We start from the raw sequence: 15,924 nt of genomic DNA on the forward strand, positions 1-15,924 counted from the left end.
AGTGCTAAAAGTTGAATCAGAAGGATATCTTTTATTATCTTTGTGGCAGCTATTGATGTCATATTGACACTTGTTGTGATTGTTAATGTGACATGTTGAGACTTGGCAGGGATTTTGCTTAGAATAAATAGTTTAAAATGTTTATTCATAAAAATATATACGATATGGCAGAAGAGAAGATGTCGACTCAGGAGAACGAGTTTGAAGAGTCACAGATGAACGAAATGGAGAAAGAAGAAGTGAATTCTGGAAAACATCACGAGGAGGCTCACAAAAAGAAAGAGGACAAGTCGTGTAAAAAAGAAGACAAACAGCTTGAAGAGTTGGGACAAAAGTTGATCGAAATGAATGATAAATATTTACGTTTGTCTGCAGAGTTCGATAACTACCGGAAACGTACTTTGAAGGAAAAAATGGAGTTGACGAAGAGTGCTGGGGAACAATTGTTGAGTAATATTTTACCTGTGGTGGATAACTTTGAACGTGCCTTGAAAAGTATGAGTACGGCGAAAGATGTGGCAGCTCTGAAAGAAGGAGTAGATTTGATTTATGCTAATTTCAAGTCTTTTTTGACACAAAATGGTGTAAAAGAAATCGAAACTGAAAATGCTGATTTTAACACGGATATTCATGAGGCGGTAACGACAATTCCAGCCCCGACCCCTGAGTTGAAGGGAAAAGTGTTGGATTGTATTGAGAAGGGGTATTATTTGAATGACAAAGTTATGCGTTTTGCAAAAGTGGTTGTTGGTGAATAAAATATAGTTGCGTGGTAATGGAAAAGAGAGATTATTATGAGGTGTTGGGGGTATCTAAGAGTGCTGATGCCACTGAGATTAAGAAAGCATATCGGAAACTGGCTTTGAAATACCACCCGGACAAGAATCCGGGAGACAAGGAGGCCGAGGAAAAATTTAAAGAAGCTGCAGAGGCATATGATGTGTTGAGTAACGAGGAAAAGAGACATCGTTATGACCAATTCGGATATGCTGGTGTTGGTGGCGCCGGACAAGGAGGTTTTGGTGGAGGCATGAGTATGGATGATATTTTCTCTCAATTCGGGGATATTTTTGGGAGTTTTGGTGGCTTTAGTGGTTTCGGTGGTTTTGGCGGTGGACGTGGTTCTCGTCGGGTAAATCGGGGAACTAATCTGAGAGTGAAAGTTAAAATGAGTCTTCAAGAAATTGCTACTGGAATTGAGAAGAAAATTAAGGTGAAAAAATATGTGGCTTGTCAACATTGTAACGGAACGGGGGCAAAGGATGGAAAATCCTATTCTACTTGTTCTACTTGTAAGGGATCAGGGCAGGTGACCCGAGTACAGAATACAATATTGGGGGCGATGCAAACTACTTCCACGTGTCCGACTTGCGAAGGTGAAGGAAAAATTATTAATGAAAAATGTACTTTCTGTAATGGAGAGGGTGTGTTGATGTCGGAGGAGGTAATTTCTATCAACATTCCGGCAGGAGTGGCAGAAGGAATGCAATTATCATTGAGTGGTAAGGGAAATGCAGCTCGTCGCGGAGGCGTGAACGGGGATTTGATCGTGTTGATAGAAGAAGAAGAACATCCGGAGTTGGTGCGGGATGGGAATGATTTATTATATAACGTGTTTATCGGGTACCCGGAAGCTGTATTAGGAGAAACAGTTGAAATTCCGACTATCGAAGGGAAAGTGAAGGTGAAGATTGAGGCTGGGACCCAACCAGGTAAGATATTGCGTTTACGGGGCAAAGGTTTGCCTGATGTAAACGGTTATGGTAAAGGTGACTTGTTGGCAAAGGTGAACGTGTGGATTCCTAAGAATTTGTCTAAGGATGAGAAGAAGCTTGTGGAAAAGATGAGAGAGACGGAAGGTTTTAAACCGGGGAGTGGCGATAAAAAAAGCATCTTCTCCAAGATGAAGGATTTTTTTGATTAAAAGATAAATTTATGATTACACTGACACAATTAGAATATGTTGTTGCAGTCGATGAATTCCGGCATTTTGCAACAGCAGCCGACAAGTGTTTCGTGACACAGCCGACACTGAGTATGCAAATTAAGAAGTTGGAAGACGATCTGGGTGTAATCATTTTTGATCGGAGTCGACAGCCGGTAGTTCCCACTGACATTGGATATAAGTTGATAGAGCAGGCTAGAATAGTGTTGGCTTCGACACAAAGAATAAAAGAGATTATTAATGAAGAGAAACAGGAAGTAGCGGGATCTTTGAAAATAGGTATTATTCCCACGCTAGCTCCTTATTTATTACCGATATTTATCGGGGACTATATTCGTCGTTATCCAGGGGTACAAGTGGAAGTGGAGGAATTAATCTCGGAAGAGATTATCCGGCGATTGAAACACGACACGTTGGACGTGGGAATATTTGTGACCCCTTATCATGATAGTAAGATTGTAGAGCAGCCCGTGTTTTATGAGGAAATGATGATTTACGCTCATCCCGATCACGAACTTTTAAAAAAGAAAGACGTAAAAACACAAGATATTGCAACTCCTGAATTATGGATGTTGGGTGACGGGCATTGTTTTCGGGATCAAGTCGTAAATTTATGCGAGATACAAGAAACGCAACATAAAAATTTGCCGTTTGATTTCGAGAGTAATTCTTTAGAGACTTTAATGAAGATCGTGGACCGGGAAGGAGGATTTACCTTGATTCCAGAATTGGCCACGTTATATATGACAGAGGAAAAGAAAAAGCAAGTACGCTCGTTCACAGCGTCGAAACCTTTGCGAGAGGTCAGTGTGATCTATTCCCGTCATTTCACGAAACAAAAATTGATTGATTTGCTTTGCGAAGATATACGGCAAGTGGTTCCCCCGGGAATGTTGAAGAAAGAAAGGGGAAAAATTGTTGAATGGAAAAAAGTAAGATAAATGTAATACCCGAATATATGGATAGTATCAAAAAAAGTTTTTTGGAGGCGCTGCAGGTATTAGCTGATTTTGTGGCGGACGAAGATAAGTTGAAACAAGTCGGATTGGCGGCAGAGATATTGTCCCGGGTATTGAAGAACGGAGGTAAGGTGATAAGTTGTGGAAATGGAGGTTCCATGAGTGATGCCATGCATTTTGCTGAAGAACTTACTGGACGTTTTAGGGAAGATCGTCCTGCACTACCGGCAATAGCGATTTCCGATCCGACCCACTTGACTTGCGTGGCAAATGATTTCGGGTTTGAGTATGTATTCTCCCGTTACGTGGAGGCACACGGGAAAGCAGGTGATGTATTACTGGCAATCAGTACTTCCGGTAATTCAGAGAATATCGTAAAAGCTGTTGATGCAGCTCACCGTAAAGGAATGTTGGTGATTGGGTTAACCGGTAAGAATGGTGGCAAAATGAAGAATATGTGTGACGTGAATATCTGTGTACCTTGGAATGGGTATTCCGATAGGATTCAAGAGATTCACATCAAGGTGATTCATATTCTGATTGAGCAAATCGAGGCGCATTTGTTTGCGAAACAATAAAAGAGGTAAATATGTTCTTAATAGTATATTATGGGAAATAAAATTAATGATCCTATTGTCCGTTTAATGGGACTTAGGTATAAGTCACACCCGTGGCATGGTTTGGATATAGGGACGGATGCGCCGAATGTGGTCACCGCATTTATTGAGATGGTACCGACAGACACGGTGAAGTACGAGTTGGATAAAGTGAGTGGGTATATAAAAATAGATCGTCCACAAAAGTATTCGAACGTGGTTCCCGCTTTATATGGTTTTTTGCCGCAGACCTATTGTGGCGACTTGGTTGCCGAATATTGTATGTTACAGACCGAGAGAACGGATATTCATGGGGATGGTGACCCGCTTGATATTTGTGTCTTGACTGAGAAAACGATTTCTCACGGGGATATTATTGCGGAAGTTCGCCCTATCGGAGGATTCCGAATGTTGGATAAGAATGAGGCCGATGATAAGATTATTGCCGTGCTGAAACATGATGCCACGTATAATATTTACAATGATATTTCCGAATTACCACACGTGGTGATCGATCGGTTGCGGCATTATTTTTTAACCTACAAGGATCTTCCTGGTGAAGAGCGACGTACAGAAATCACTCATGTCTATAATAAGGAAGAGGCTTTCGAGGTAATTCGTCGGAGTGCGGAAGATTATAAAAATCACTTCCAAGGACTTGAAGATATACTAAGCCGGGTATAAGGGCAAGGTAAAAGGTAAAAACTAAAAGTGAAGTGAAAAAACAACTTTTAGTTTTTACCTTTTACTTTTTTCATCTACCCCATCCGTCTTTGTCAAGACTTCGATATTGTATGGCTTCGGCGATATATTGGGGGGTGATTTTTTCGTTGTGATCCAGATCGGCAATTGTTCGAGATAATTTGATGATTCGGTCGTAAGCTCGGGCGGAAAGTCCGAAACGTTGCATGGCAATTTTTAGTAATGCAACACATTTATCATCCAAAGGGCAATACTTTTTTAGTAATGGAGAGGTCATTTGTGCGTTACAATAAATCCCCGGGTAAGATTGAAAACGTTTTGTCTGTATAGCCCGGGCAGCAATCACCCTAGTCCGGACAACAGAACTTGCTTCACTATCAGAGGGATTTGTGATTTTGTCAAGTTCTACGGGAATTACTTCAATATGTATGTCAATTCTATCGAGTAAAGGCCCGGATATTTTTGATAAGTATTTTTGGACTTCCCCCGGTGGACAATTGCACTCTTTCGTGGGATGGTTATAGTATCCGCAAGGGCAAGGATTCATGGAAGCAATCAGCATGATGTTGGCCGGATATTCCACGCTAAATTTGGAACGGCTGATGGTAATTTTCCGATCTTCAAGAGGTTGTCTCAGTACTTCCAGTACTGCCCGGCGGAATTCTGGGAGTTCGTCTAAAAATAGAATTCCATGATGAGCAAGTGATATTTCTCCCGGTTGGGGCCAAGATCCTCCACCAACGAGTGCAACATCAGATATGGTATGATGTGGAGAACGGAAGGGGCGGGAGGTAATTAAGGAATGATTGTTTTGAATTTTCCCGGCAACGGAATGGATTTTCGTTGTTTCCAAAGCTTCTTCGATTGTCATGGGCGGGAGGATTGTCGGTAATCTTCGGGCTAGCATGGTTTTCCCCGAACCTGGGGAACCGATCATGATCATGTTATGTCCACCTGCTGCGGCAACTTCCATTGCGCGCTTCACGTTTTCTTGTCCCTTCACATCTTTGAAATCAAGTAAGTCATCATCGGGAAATGCCGTCATGACTTGCTGGTCGAAAGAAATGGGAGAGAAGTCTTTCTCCTGTTTCAGGAAAGTGATTACTTCATTCAGATGATGAAAACCGTAAACTTCAAAATCCTGAACAACGGCAGCTTCGTTTGCATTCTGATAGGGCAGAAGGATTCCTTTGAAACCTTCCTTTTTAGCGTGTATGGCAATGGGAAGTACACCTTTGACCGCTTGGAGACTACCATCTAATGACAACTCACCCATGATCAAGTATTTATCCAATTGTGCATTAGGTAACTGGTCATTAGCAGCGAGAATCCCAATCGCTAGTGGTAAATCGAAAGACGATCCTTCTTTCTTTACATCGGCGGGAGCCATATTGATAATTACTCGTTTACCTGGTATTTTTAATCCTATTTCCCGGAGAGCGGAATCAATTCTTTGTTGGCTTTCTTTCACCGCATTATCGGGTAAACCGACAATAATAAATTTTGCACCCCAAAGAATATTAACCTCGATTGTAATGGTCAAAGCATTGATTCCGTATACTGCACCTCCGAAAATTTTAACTAACATACCGTCTGATCTTATGTTTCATATATAGGCGTGTAAGTTAGGATTATTTAATAGTAAAGCAATGCAAAATAGATTATTTTTTGCGATTTATTTTTTCGATGGTAACTTTCTCCCCGTTGAACATGGCGTAACTGAAATGCGTGATCCAATCTCCCGTGTTGATATAGTGACTGTTGGGTTCGAGTTCAAGATTGAGAGGTAAATGGCGATGGCCGAAAATGAAATAATCCACGTGGTGTTCTTTCAAGATATTCCGGCAATAAATAACAATTTCTTCTTTGTCGTCTCCCAGGTACCCTTTTGCCTCGATTTGCCCGTTCCCTTTCAGTCGAGAATGGGATGACCATTTATTGGCTAAAGCGATACCCCAATCAGGATGGATAAACCGGAAGCATCTTTGTAGAAAGCGATTGTGAAAAGCGTTGCGCAAAAAAAGATATCCTTTGTCGTTCGGGTCTAGGCCATCACCATGTCCGATAAGGAAAGACTTTCCGTTTATCGAGGTTTCCAGTATGGATGTGTGTAGGATAACACCACACTCTTTTGCCAAGTAGTCGAAGGCCCAGATGTCGTGGTTGCCCGTGAAGAAATGTACCTTAATCCCTTGATCTGTGAAATTGGCTAGTTCACCAAGGAAGCGTACATGACCTTTAGGTATGACGTATTTGTATTCGAACCAGAAGTCGAACATATCACCAAGCAAGTAAAGTTCTGAGCAATCAGGTCTGATGCTTTGTAAAAACTCCACGAGCATAATTTCTCTCTCCCGATTATCTTTCAATAGTTTGGCACCCAAGTGTGCGTCTGAAAGAAAATAAACTTTCTTACCCTGCATGATGATATGTTCGTCCAATATAATTATTTTTTCAACAAGTCGTTCAAACGGTCTTCCAAACGGCTACCGTACAAGTTTTTGCCGACAATTTCTTTCTTCTGGTTAATGATATAATTTGCCGGAACACTCTTCACGTTCCAAGTCGAGGCTGCCCGACTTTGTAGTGCTCCTTCATCCCATACGCAAATCCAGTTGATCTTGTTCGTTTTTATTACGTCTTCCCAGAGAAGTTTGTTTTTATCCAGGCAAACCATATAGATTTCCACTCCCCGGTTTTTGAATTTGTTATACACGCTTTTCATCTGGTCAATGTACTCCTGGCTCTCTTTGGCTGTGATTAGTCCAAAGTCAAGCACGATGAGTTTCGATTTAAGCGAGTTCAGTGAAACATTCTTCCCATTTACATCCGGCAAGTTAATATCCGGTAGCGATCCTTCCGTGTTATTAATCACGGCTGCTAGCTGTTGGTTGCGGATGGCTTGGGATATTTGTTTCAGGTGATTCATGATCGCTTTCGTGTACTGTGATTCGGGATAAAGGGCTGTTAAGGATGATGCGACTACTTTAAAATAGTGAAGATCCTCGAACTCGTCCATCACTCCGATATTATCATCTATCTTTTGATAAAGAGCATAATAAGATGCCGGAGAAGTGGCATGTTTGATGATGAAGTCCCGGGTAAAGCTGATCTGCTTGTTTATTGCCTCTTCCCAAGCCTTGCTGTATTCTTGGCGTTGAGCGTCGTATTCACTTCCTTGCGGAAGAGCTTGATAGGATCTTTTTAAAGAATCCGTCAGCGTGATGGTACGGGCAATCTGGAAATTCAGGAGTTTAATCCATAACGAGTTTTCAGAACCGTCTACCCAGTAGTTATTTTTTATGTCATTCAGCGTACCACTGACTTCAAGCACTTCGTCCGGACTAGCAATCAAGGTCACCTGTTCATTGTTAGAAAATCTTAAAGAATAGAATGTCGGGAGTTCAATATTAAGTTTGAATTTAAACTCTCCATTTTTATTAATTTTTGTTGAATCGATAGTTTTTCTTGAACTTACATCTATTTGTTCCAGATATACTTTCGTGTTTGCCGCCTCTTTGATGGCTCCTGTAATCTCGACATTCGTCTTTTTACTGCAGGATGCGATAAGAACTACAAGTAGTCCAAGTAATAGTATTTTTCTCATAATTTGTTGGAATGATATAAATAATCTACATCTTGATTTATGAAGTTCGAAAGTAATACTTTTTTTCTATTTTTTACATCATCGGCTCAGATTTTGAATAAAAAAACCGTTAATTAATTGTTAAGGGCGTATTTCAGAGGATAGGAAATCGAAAAATGTTTTATTTTTGCGAACGATGATGCAGAAAAAATGGAATATATCGGCACTCTTGCTATTGTTTACCTTTTTGTTAGGTACAGTAGGCGTGAATGTAAGTAGAGTATACTGTCAGCGTTGTCAGGAAACTCGCTTGCATGTGGTAGTTATTCCCGAAGACATTCCATGTCCATGTACACATGATTGTGCATGTTGCCATAAGGCGTGTCACAATGCACACACAAAAAATTGTAATAATGCCCGACAAGAACATGTTTATTATAAAGTTTCCGGAGACTGGGCGATGTCCCATTTCGAAATACAGTTCTGTGATATGGTACAGGAATGTAATTTCATGATGTTTTTACCGGATACGATTATTTCTAAGATAAAACCATTAAATTCTTCTATTGCATACATAGACACATCTCCACCTTTGGAGTTGCTATGTATTTTCCGTTGTTGATTAAATTCTGATCCGCGAAAAAGATGCTTTACAAGTATCTTTCGGCGAGTCGTGAGTATGCGCTTGGCTTGACTGAAGCATTATTTAAAATTTAATCAAAAGAGAACGTGTTTCGAGGCATTAGTAAAAGAAATATCCCGGCACGTTCCTGAAAATCGTTAAATCTATATGAAAAATTTATTTATTATAATGTGTTTACTTGCCTCTGTTGGCATACAGGCACAGACCATAAAAGGGCGTGTCATGGAAGAAACGGAAGACGGGGAGGTGGCGTTACCCGGTGCGAATGTTTATTGGGTAGGAACTTCGAAAGGATCTGTTTCAGATGCGAACGGGGAATTTAAAATCAAGTGGGAAAAGGTTGGAAAGTTAGTTGTTAGTTTTATCGGGTACCGTTCGGATACGATAGAGGTAAAATCCACGGATAAATTCGTGACTTGCACGTTGAGATCCGGGGAGCAATTGGACGAGGTTAGCGTGGCTGCCCGGAAACAGAGTACAGTGATGTCAACACAAGGTCCTTTGATCGAACAACTGATCACGGGCGAAGAGTTATGCAAGGCGGCTTGTTGTAACTTGGGAGAGAGTTTCGAAACGAATGCCTCGGTTGACGTGTCGTATGCTGATGCGGTGACAGGTGCGAAGCAAATTCAGCTATTGGGATTAACCGGGAAGTACGTGCAAATGATGACCGAGAATATGCCTAATTTCCGTGGACTGGCCTCCTTGTACGGTTTGACTTACATTCCCGGTCCTTGGATGTCTGCTATCTCCGTCTCAAAGGGAACGGGGTCGGTAATTAACGGTTACGAATCAATGGCCGGACAAATCAGCGTGGATTACAAGAAACCCCGAGATCCGGAATTGCTTTCGGCTAATGTCTTCACAAGTAGCGAGGGAATGTACGAGTTTAACTCCAATTTCAGCATCAAGTTCAGTGATAAATGGAGTACGATGTTTCTTTTGCACGGGGATTGGATGAAAGAGGCTCATGACGGAAACAAGGACGGGTTTGTGGATATGCCGGAAAAAACGCAATACAACGTGATGAATCGTTGGGCGTACAAAGATGATACTTGGTATTTGCAATTCGGGGGTAAATTTATTGATGAAGAGCGAAACGGAGGGCAAACTTCTCATGATGGACACGCCATGATAGACGAGAAGTACGGATTGTATAAAATTGGAATAGACACCCGTCGTTATGAGGCTTTCTTGAAGTTAGGTTACTTGATGCCTCAGTACGAGAATACGAGTATGGCGATTCTGGTGAACTATTCAGATCACACGCAAGATTCTTATTACGGGCCGAAAATGTATAACGCCGGGCAGAAGAGTTTATTTGTGAACTACATTTATCAGTCTATTTTCGGTACGAATCCCAGCCAGATGTACTCTGCCGGGTTAAGTTTCAATTACGACAAATATGACGAAGATTTCCGTGATCCGGTTTTCAATTATGGAGAGGACATTTCTACCGATTTCATAAACATGAAACGGGAAGAGCGGGTGCCGGGAGCTTTCTTCCAGTACACGGGTGAATTCTTGGATCAACGTTTTATCGTGATGGCTGGGTTGCGCTACGATTATCACAACATCTTCGGGAGTATCTGGACTCCGCGAGCTCACATCATGTACAAACCGGATGAGTTTACCAGCATCAAGGCCACTTTCGGTCGCGGTCTACGTACGCCGAATATTTTGGCTGAGAACAGTTATTTGTTGGCTTCTGCCGCAAACTTCTATGTAAATGGAGAGTTGTTGGGTAAGAACCCGGCTTTACTGGACGATTTGAAGATGGAGGATTCCTGGAATTTCGGGGCTAACGTGAACCGGAAATTCGAGTTGTTCGGGCGTACCTTGAATATCAATTTGGATTATTATCACACGAAATTCAATGACCAAGTGGTCGTAGATAACGAGACGGCATATAACAAGGTAAACTTTTATAACTTGGATGGGAAATCCTATTCGAATTGCTACCAAGTAGAGGTGAAATACGAGTTGATTCCACGCTTGGAGGCTACCTTGGCTTATCGTTACAATGACGTGAAGACGACGATCAACGGTGATTTGAAACGTACTCCTTTAACGAGCCGTTACAAGGGATTGGTGAATTTGTCATACTTTACTAACTTGAAAAAATGGCAGTTTGATTTCACGACCCAGTTCAACGGTTCCGGACGTTTACCGGAACAGGGAGGGATTGCCGATGAATATCGGGTAGCTTCCCGTTTTGATGATTTCCAGATCATGAATGCACAGGTCACGAAATATTTCCGTTTGTGGAGTATTTACGCGGGATGCGAGAATATCGGAGATTTCACCCAAAAGAATCCGATCGTGAATTCTCACCATCCCTGGAGCGATACCTTTGACTCGTCGAAAGTGTGGGGACCTCTTCACGGACGTAAATTTTATATCGGTTTGAGATTTGCCTTAGATCGTAAAGAATAATCAATCAATAAAATAGTTGGAACGTATTTGTCACCCAACAATAACTTTTGAAAAACAATGTTTTAATAACTAAATACATTTACTATGAAAACAATGAAAATTTTATTCACGCTGGTCGTGTTCGTTATGATGGGTTTAACCGTAAGTGCCCAAGCTAAAAAAGATACAACCGTTATTTTTAAAATAGGCATACATTGTCCTTCTTGCAAGGCTAAATTGGATAAAGATATGCCTTTTGAGAAAGGAATCAAGGATTATAAGTTGAACATGAAAGATTCAACCGTGTTGATTTCTTTCCGTACCGACAAAAACTCTGTTGAGGCGTTGCGGGCTGCAATTGAGCGTCATGATGTGAAAGTGGTAGGGATGTGTGATAAAGACGGAAAGTTGATAAAAGGCGGTAAAGCACATAAATGTTGCAAAGAAGGGAATAAAGAAGCTTGCAAGGGAAGCTGCGGTGAGAAACATAATTGCAGTGGCACCTGTGGACAAAGCTGTGGCGAGAAAAAGTGTGACAGCAAATGTGATCAGAAATGCGAGTCAAAGGAGAGCAAATGTGAAGGGAAATGTGGTGATAATTGCTGCTCCAAGACGGGTAAAACAGACGAGTGCTGTAAGAATAAAAAGAAGTAAGAAATTTATTCCTAAGGTTATACAAAGAGAACGGTGGCTTTCGTCACCGTTCTTTTTGTATTATTGATTCAGAATAAACTGGTTCATCTTGTCAAATTGCCGCTCCATATCCTGTAACAACTTTACTTGGACTTTAGCTCGTTGCAGGTTATGTTCGGGATAGGTAATCGGGTAATAATGATCCCCGTCCAGGTAATCCGTCAAGAAACGAACGGCTTGCAGGTAGGTCATCAGCGTGCATCCCTGGGCGAGAGTCTTTTTCTCCTTGAGCGTGAGAAGATGCTTTGCTTTTTCCATGAATCCGGCAGTGAAGGCCTCGAAATAATCCATGTTAAAGTGAACCTCGTCAAGATCGCGGGTTTCCTCTCCAGCCGTGTTGCAAGCCGAGCGTATGGCATCCCCGAAATCATAATGCACGATTCCCGGCATCACGGTGTCCAGATCGATCACGCATAGCGGGTGATCATTGTGGTCGAACAAGAGATTATTCGCTTTCATATCATTGTGCGTGACCCGGAGAGGCAGGATCCCCTCATCTTTCATCTGTTGTAATTCCAGCATTTTGTTATCGAATTTTTTCAAGTATTCGAGTAACTCCTTGCTTGCCTCGATCCGATCCGGTCTGGCTTTGGACAAGGCTTCTTTTAATTCCCGTTGGCGGCGGGGAACGTTATGGAAAAGCGGAATGGTTTCGATCAACAATTTTGAGTCGAAATCAGAAATTCGATTCTCGAATTCCCCAAACCCGATGCCCACTTGGTAAGCGATCTGGGAATTCGGGATGACATCATAACTCTTTGATCCTTTGATAAAGAGTGACAATGTCCAGTAATTTCCCTCGTAATCCTTATAATAAGCGTTCCCTTTGTCCGTGTAGAAATACGTGATGTATTTCCGGGTGATATCGCTCACTTTATGCCGGATAAGCCGGTTGCGGATATGTCCGCACACCAATTCTTTATTTCGTACCAGTTTCGGGATATCCTTGAATACATTGTCGTTGATCCTTTGGAGAATGTACTCGACATCCTCGTCTACTTTCACCAGATAGGTGTCGTTAATATGGCCAGAACCATACGGTGTCGCGGATATAAACCGCCCGCTCGATACGAATGTGTCGTAAATTCTCTTCAGTTTGTCCATGCTTAGTTGTTTTTTATGATTACCCGTTTTTATGCTATTTACTGCCCCATGTCAGTATATAATCCTTCCCCGTCAAACTTCTGTAAGGCATTGTTCACCAGTTCAGTGTCTTCTTTGTATGTCACTCCGAACCATTTAGCACTGGTGTTTAAGACTTTTACTTTCACTGCCTTTTGCTTGATGAGTTCGTCCACCACGAAAGGTATATAAATTTCCGCTTTGGGATTTTCACTGTTTTTGTGGTAAAACTCGATGAATTGCTTTTCAATTTCCTCGAAAAGCATGGGCGAGAATCCCCAGAAATTCATGGAAACCACGTCATTTTCATGCAGTATGACCCCTGAGTTCATATCCTTGATCACGTCTCCCTCCCTGCCAATTTTCGTGCGTTCGGTGATACTTGTCAAGAAATTATCGTTGTCTACCGTACATATTCCTCTTGATACTGTACCGTTTTCGGATAGGGTGGCAGCTAACCGGTAACCGGCTAAACTGAAACATCTCTCATCGGTATTGACGGCCACGAAATCGTGCATTTTTACGAAGGCGTCCCGTCCGTAAAAATCATCGGCGTTGATAGCGATAAACGGTTCGTGAATGTGCTCTTTGGCAGCCCAGATGGCGTGGGCCGTTCCCCAGGGTTTCTCCCGTTGGATCGGGGGTAGATTACCGGGTAGTTGATCCATTTCTTGGAAACAGTACACGGTTTCAACCAGACTTTCGGCATATTTGCCCACGGCCTCTTTGAATTCCTTCTCGAAACTCCGGCGGATGATGAAAACAATCTTGTCAAATCCCGCGTGTACGGCATCATAGATCGAATAATGTAACAATGTTTTTTTGTGAGGTCCGAGTAGGGCCAGTTGTTTTAAGCTCCCGAACCGAGAACCCATTCCTGCTGCCATAATGAGCAAGGTCGTTTTGTTCTTCGTAGTTTCCATGTTTCTATATTTAATCTTGGTAATTATATACCCTGTTTATAGTAAATGAGCACAAGCTTTGTTTTACCTCAAACTCCTCTGTCCTACCCCCTCCAACTCCCCCTTACACAGGGGGAGAGTTGGTACTTCTTCCCGAAGATGGAGAGTGACTTAGCTCTCCCTCTGTTTATAGAGAGAGTACGGCGAAGCCGGGAGGGAGTTTGTTGACAGTAAACTTGTATATAAGCTCCTTAATCTTTTTACTTGTATTCCCTTCTTTTGGACAAAGCTAATAAAAACTGCGGAAAGAATCTAGCAAGTTGTGTTTTGTTTTATTTGGGGTGAAAAATCTTTGTTGTATCATGCTTCATCTTCTTCTGAGAATGACTCCAAGAGTGTGTTTGGTCCCTCTTTTGTCGGAAGCGCTTCGATCGATCGAAGCTGTCTTTGTATGGCGCGGGTTCGTTTCCCCATGACCTCTTCCAGTTGATTGTTGGCAGTTTGGAGGTTCTTTTGGGCTTTCTCCAAAAGTCCCCCGAACTTTTCGAATTCAGCTTTCACGCCGCCAAGAATGCGCCACACTTCGCTACTACGTTTTTGGATGGCAAGCGTGCGGAATCCCATTTGCAGGCTGTTGAGAATCGCTGCCAGCGTGGTGGGTCCCGTGACAATCACGTGGTATTCCTGCTGTAATTGTTCCAGCAAGGCAGCCCGACGGGTAACTTCGCCGTATATGCTCTCGAAAGGCAGGAACATAATCCCGAAATCCGTGGTATACGGTGGGGCAAGGTATTTGTCCCGGATGTCTTTTGCCATGCCGCGAATGGTTTGTTCAAGCATACGGGAAGTAGTTCCCACCCGTTGTAAGTCTCCGGATTCATAAGCGTCAAGGAGTTGCTCGTAAACGTCCTTCGGAAACTTGGCATCGATAGGAAGATAAACCGATTGGTCATCTTCCGCCTGTCCGGGAAGTTTCACGGCAAACTCGACCAGCTTGTCTGATCCGGGTTTGGTCTTCACGTTTGTATCATATTGATCCGGGGCCAGAATCTGTTCCAGTAGCATGGAAAGTTGTACCTCCCCGATCGTTCCCCGTATTTTCACGTTACTAAGCACCCGTTTCAGTCCGCCGACATCCTGCGCCAGCGTTTGCATCTCCCCTAAGCCTTTCTGCACGTTTGCCAGTTGTTTGCTGACGAGTTCAAACGATTGTCCGATGCGTTCGTGTAGAGTCTTTTGTAACTTTTCATCTACCATAGTTCGCATCTCTTCCAACTTCTTTTCCGTGTTTTGCAGAAGTTCTTGCTGACGGAGGGAGAGTTCTCCGAACTTTTCCCGTTGCAGGCGATTGAACAATTCCATACTTTCGGCAAAACTTTTCTGGAATGCCTGTATGGCAGAGTTGGTTTGGTTGGTGATATTCTTTAAGGTTTCTCGGTGTTCCGTTCGGAAATGGTTGAGGGTAGAGGCTAGTTCTTCCCGGTCCTTGCGGGAGCGGTTTTCGTCGTTTTCCCGGTTATAGCGGGATTCGTCCCGAATCACTTTTTCGAGGTCCGAGATGGACCGTGATACCTCCTGGGCGGCGTTGTACTTGCGGGAACGGACGTGCAATCCGATGAGGATAATGTTGAGAACGAGAAGTAAAACACAGGATATAAGTATAAATAATTCCATATTTCTAAACCTTTAGTTGTTCAAAAATATGGAAAATAACTCAGAGTTTGGTCAACTCTTCCTGAATTTGTTTCTGCCCGTGCGGGACGAAAATGAGGGCCGTGGTGTCATACCCTCTGCGCTGTGCCCGTTGCATCAAGTCTTTCAACTTTTTAGGAGGAAGTGTCGGCGTGCGGCTCATAATCCAGAGATGATCGCGTTGGGAACTTCCGATGAGGGCCGCGCTGTAATCTTTCTCGACTTCCAGGATGTGGTAGTCCGTGTTGAAGATCAGGAAAAAGGTGACTTTTAGGACTCCCGGTTGGGTCGTGTCCGGGATATACACGCGGCCCACGATCTCTTTTTTCTCTCCCTGGAGACTGTCTTGGTAGCCTCGTCCGATAACCTTGATACTTCCGTTGGGTTTGATGGTGTACTCGGTCGTTACCCCGACCAAACCTCGTTCAAAGGGATGATCAAAGCGAGCGATTTCGTACCATAGACCGACGTACTTTTTTAGATCCAGCGTGTCTATGGCCCGGTTATCAACGAGTTTGTCGGATTGTGCTGTTACTGCCATGATATTGCATCCGACGAGCAATATGGCTAATAAGAAAAACTTCATGCTACGACTTGATAATTAGGTGTTTATTTTCTCGTAATACGAGAAGTCGGGGTCTGATGTTCGTTTATAAGATTTATAAAGTC

The 15,924-nt window shown here is 42.7% G+C and carries 14 protein-coding genes; 7 read left to right on the forward strand and 7 right to left on the reverse strand.

The window, feature by feature from the left end; genetic code table 11:
* Nucleotides 1-164 precede the first annotated feature (164 nt).
* From D8S85_RS14935 to D8S85_RS14955, 5 genes are read left to right on the forward strand one after another with little or no spacing between them, the layout of a single operon-like run.
* On the forward strand, nt 165-758 hold the full coding sequence (locus D8S85_RS14935) for a nucleotide exchange factor GrpE (RefSeq protein WP_106625131.1): 594 nt from the start codon (nt 165-167) through the stop codon (nt 756-758).
* Between the two features lie 17 nt (nt 759-775).
* Nucleotides 776-1,924, forward strand: a complete 1,149-nt coding sequence (gene dnaJ, locus D8S85_RS14940) for a molecular chaperone DnaJ (RefSeq protein ID WP_127075336.1) — start codon at nt 776-778, stop codon at nt 1,922-1,924.
* A gap of 11 nt (nt 1,925-1,935) precedes the next feature.
* Nucleotides 1,936-2,886: a hydrogen peroxide-inducible genes activator gene (locus D8S85_RS14945; protein ID WP_106481373.1), complete on the forward strand. Its 951-nt coding sequence runs from the start codon at nt 1,936-1,938 to the stop codon at nt 2,884-2,886.
* A 17-nt stretch (nt 2,887-2,903) separates the two neighbouring features.
* Nucleotides 2,904-3,482: a D-sedoheptulose 7-phosphate isomerase gene (lpcA, locus tag D8S85_RS14950; RefSeq protein WP_106625132.1), complete on the forward strand. Its 579-nt coding sequence runs from the start codon at nt 2,904-2,906 to the stop codon at nt 3,480-3,482.
* 30 nt (nt 3,483-3,512) lie between these two features.
* Nucleotides 3,513-4,184, forward strand: a complete 672-nt coding sequence (locus D8S85_RS14955; RefSeq protein ID WP_106481374.1) for an inorganic pyrophosphatase — start codon at nt 3,513-3,515, stop codon at nt 4,182-4,184.
* Nucleotides 4,185-4,254: 70 nt separating this feature from the next.
* On the opposite strand, the gene D8S85_RS14960 is transcribed toward D8S85_RS14955, so the two are convergent.
* The 3 genes from D8S85_RS14960 to D8S85_RS14970 all read right to left on the reverse strand — a co-directional run bounded on the left by D8S85_RS14960 (nt 4,255) and on the right by D8S85_RS14970 (nt 7,809).
* Nucleotides 4,255-5,790: a YifB family Mg chelatase-like AAA ATPase gene (locus tag D8S85_RS14960; protein ID WP_127075338.1), complete on the reverse strand. Its 1,536-nt coding sequence runs from the start codon at nt 5,788-5,790 to the stop codon at nt 4,255-4,257.
* A 73-nt stretch (nt 5,791-5,863) separates the two neighbouring features.
* Entirely contained in the window at nt 5,864-6,625 is a 762-nt protein-coding gene (locus D8S85_RS14965) for a UDP-2,3-diacylglucosamine diphosphatase (protein ID WP_106481376.1), read from the reverse strand.
* A gap of 23 nt (nt 6,626-6,648) precedes the next feature.
* The gene (locus D8S85_RS14970; protein ID WP_106481377.1) at nt 6,649-7,809 is read right to left on the reverse strand and encodes a TlpA disulfide reductase family protein; all 1,161 of its coding nucleotides are present in this window, start codon (nt 7,807-7,809) and stop codon (nt 6,649-6,651) included.
* 769 nt (nt 7,810-8,578) lie between these two features.
* On the opposite strand from D8S85_RS14970, the gene D8S85_RS14975 reads away from it, so the two are divergent.
* Both D8S85_RS14975 and D8S85_RS14980 read left to right on the forward strand, forming a co-directional pair.
* A complete protein-coding gene (locus D8S85_RS14975; RefSeq protein WP_106481378.1) occupies nt 8,579-10,867 on the forward strand; it encodes a TonB-dependent receptor in 2,289 nt (762 codons plus the stop codon).
* An 84-nt stretch (nt 10,868-10,951) separates the two neighbouring features.
* The gene (locus tag D8S85_RS14980; protein WP_106481379.1) at nt 10,952-11,500 is read left to right on the forward strand and encodes a heavy-metal-associated domain-containing protein; all 549 of its coding nucleotides are present in this window, start codon (nt 10,952-10,954) and stop codon (nt 11,498-11,500) included.
* Between the two features lie 60 nt (nt 11,501-11,560).
* Here D8S85_RS14980 and D8S85_RS14985 read toward each other — a convergent pair whose 3' ends face one another.
* The 4 genes from D8S85_RS14985 to D8S85_RS15000 form a co-directional block, all read right to left on the reverse strand.
* Complete coding sequence (locus D8S85_RS14985) at nt 11,561-12,643, reverse strand: phosphotransferase enzyme family protein (protein ID WP_106481380.1); 1,083 nt, start codon at nt 12,641-12,643, stop codon at nt 11,561-11,563.
* 38 nt (nt 12,644-12,681) lie between these two features.
* Nucleotides 12,682-13,584, reverse strand: coding sequence for a sugar phosphate nucleotidyltransferase (locus D8S85_RS14990; RefSeq protein WP_106481381.1), 903 nt, complete (start codon nt 13,582-13,584; stop codon nt 12,682-12,684).
* 339 nt (nt 13,585-13,923) lie between these two features.
* Nucleotides 13,924-15,237, reverse strand: a complete 1,314-nt coding sequence (locus tag D8S85_RS14995; RefSeq protein ID WP_106481382.1) for a DNA recombination protein RmuC — start codon at nt 15,235-15,237, stop codon at nt 13,924-13,926.
* 40 nt (nt 15,238-15,277) lie between these two features.
* Entirely contained in the window at nt 15,278-15,841 is a 564-nt protein-coding gene (locus D8S85_RS15000) for a lipocalin family protein (protein WP_228423242.1), read from the reverse strand.
* Between the last annotated feature and the right edge of the window lie 83 nt (nt 15,842-15,924).

It is taken from the genome of Butyricimonas faecalis, from assembly GCF_003991565.1.
Lineage (GTDB): Bacteria > Bacteroidota > Bacteroidia > Bacteroidales > Marinifilaceae > Butyricimonas > Butyricimonas faecalis.

Coding starts and splice junctions, on each gene's coding strand:
- D8S85_RS14960 (WP_127075338.1), bottom strand. CDS start 5,790: ATGTTAGTTAAAATTTTCGGAGGTGCAGTATACGGAATCAATGCTTTG.
- D8S85_RS14995 (WP_106481382.1), bottom strand. CDS start 15,237: ATGGAATTATTTATACTTATATCCTGTGTTTTACTTCTCGTTCTCAAC.
- D8S85_RS14965 (WP_106481376.1), bottom strand. CDS start 6,625: ATGCAGGGTAAGAAAGTTTATTTTCTTTCAGACGCACACTTGGGTGCC.
- D8S85_RS14955 (WP_106481374.1), top strand. CDS start 3,513: ATGGGAAATAAAATTAATGATCCTATTGTCCGTTTAATGGGACTTAGG.
- D8S85_RS14985 (WP_106481380.1), bottom strand. CDS start 12,643: ATGGACAAACTGAAGAGAATTTACGACACATTCGTATCGAGCGGGCGG.
- D8S85_RS14945 (WP_106481373.1), top strand. CDS start 1,936: ATGATTACACTGACACAATTAGAATATGTTGTTGCAGTCGATGAATTC.
- D8S85_RS14980 (WP_106481379.1), top strand. CDS start 10,952: ATGAAAACAATGAAAATTTTATTCACGCTGGTCGTGTTCGTTATGATG.
- dnaJ (WP_127075336.1), top strand. CDS start 776: ATGGAAAAGAGAGATTATTATGAGGTGTTGGGGGTATCTAAGAGTGCT.
- D8S85_RS14975 (WP_106481378.1), top strand. CDS start 8,579: ATGAAAAATTTATTTATTATAATGTGTTTACTTGCCTCTGTTGGCATA.
- D8S85_RS14970 (WP_106481377.1), bottom strand. CDS start 7,809: ATGAGAAAAATACTATTACTTGGACTACTTGTAGTTCTTATCGCATCC.
- D8S85_RS15000 (WP_228423242.1), bottom strand. CDS start 15,841: ATGAAGTTTTTCTTATTAGCCATATTGCTCGTCGGATGCAATATCATG.
- D8S85_RS14990 (WP_106481381.1), bottom strand. CDS start 13,584: ATGGAAACTACGAAGAACAAAACGACCTTGCTCATTATGGCAGCAGGA.
- lpcA (WP_106625132.1), top strand. CDS start 2,904: ATGGATAGTATCAAAAAAAGTTTTTTGGAGGCGCTGCAGGTATTAGCT.
- D8S85_RS14935 (WP_106625131.1), top strand. CDS start 165: ATGGCAGAAGAGAAGATGTCGACTCAGGAGAACGAGTTTGAAGAGTCA.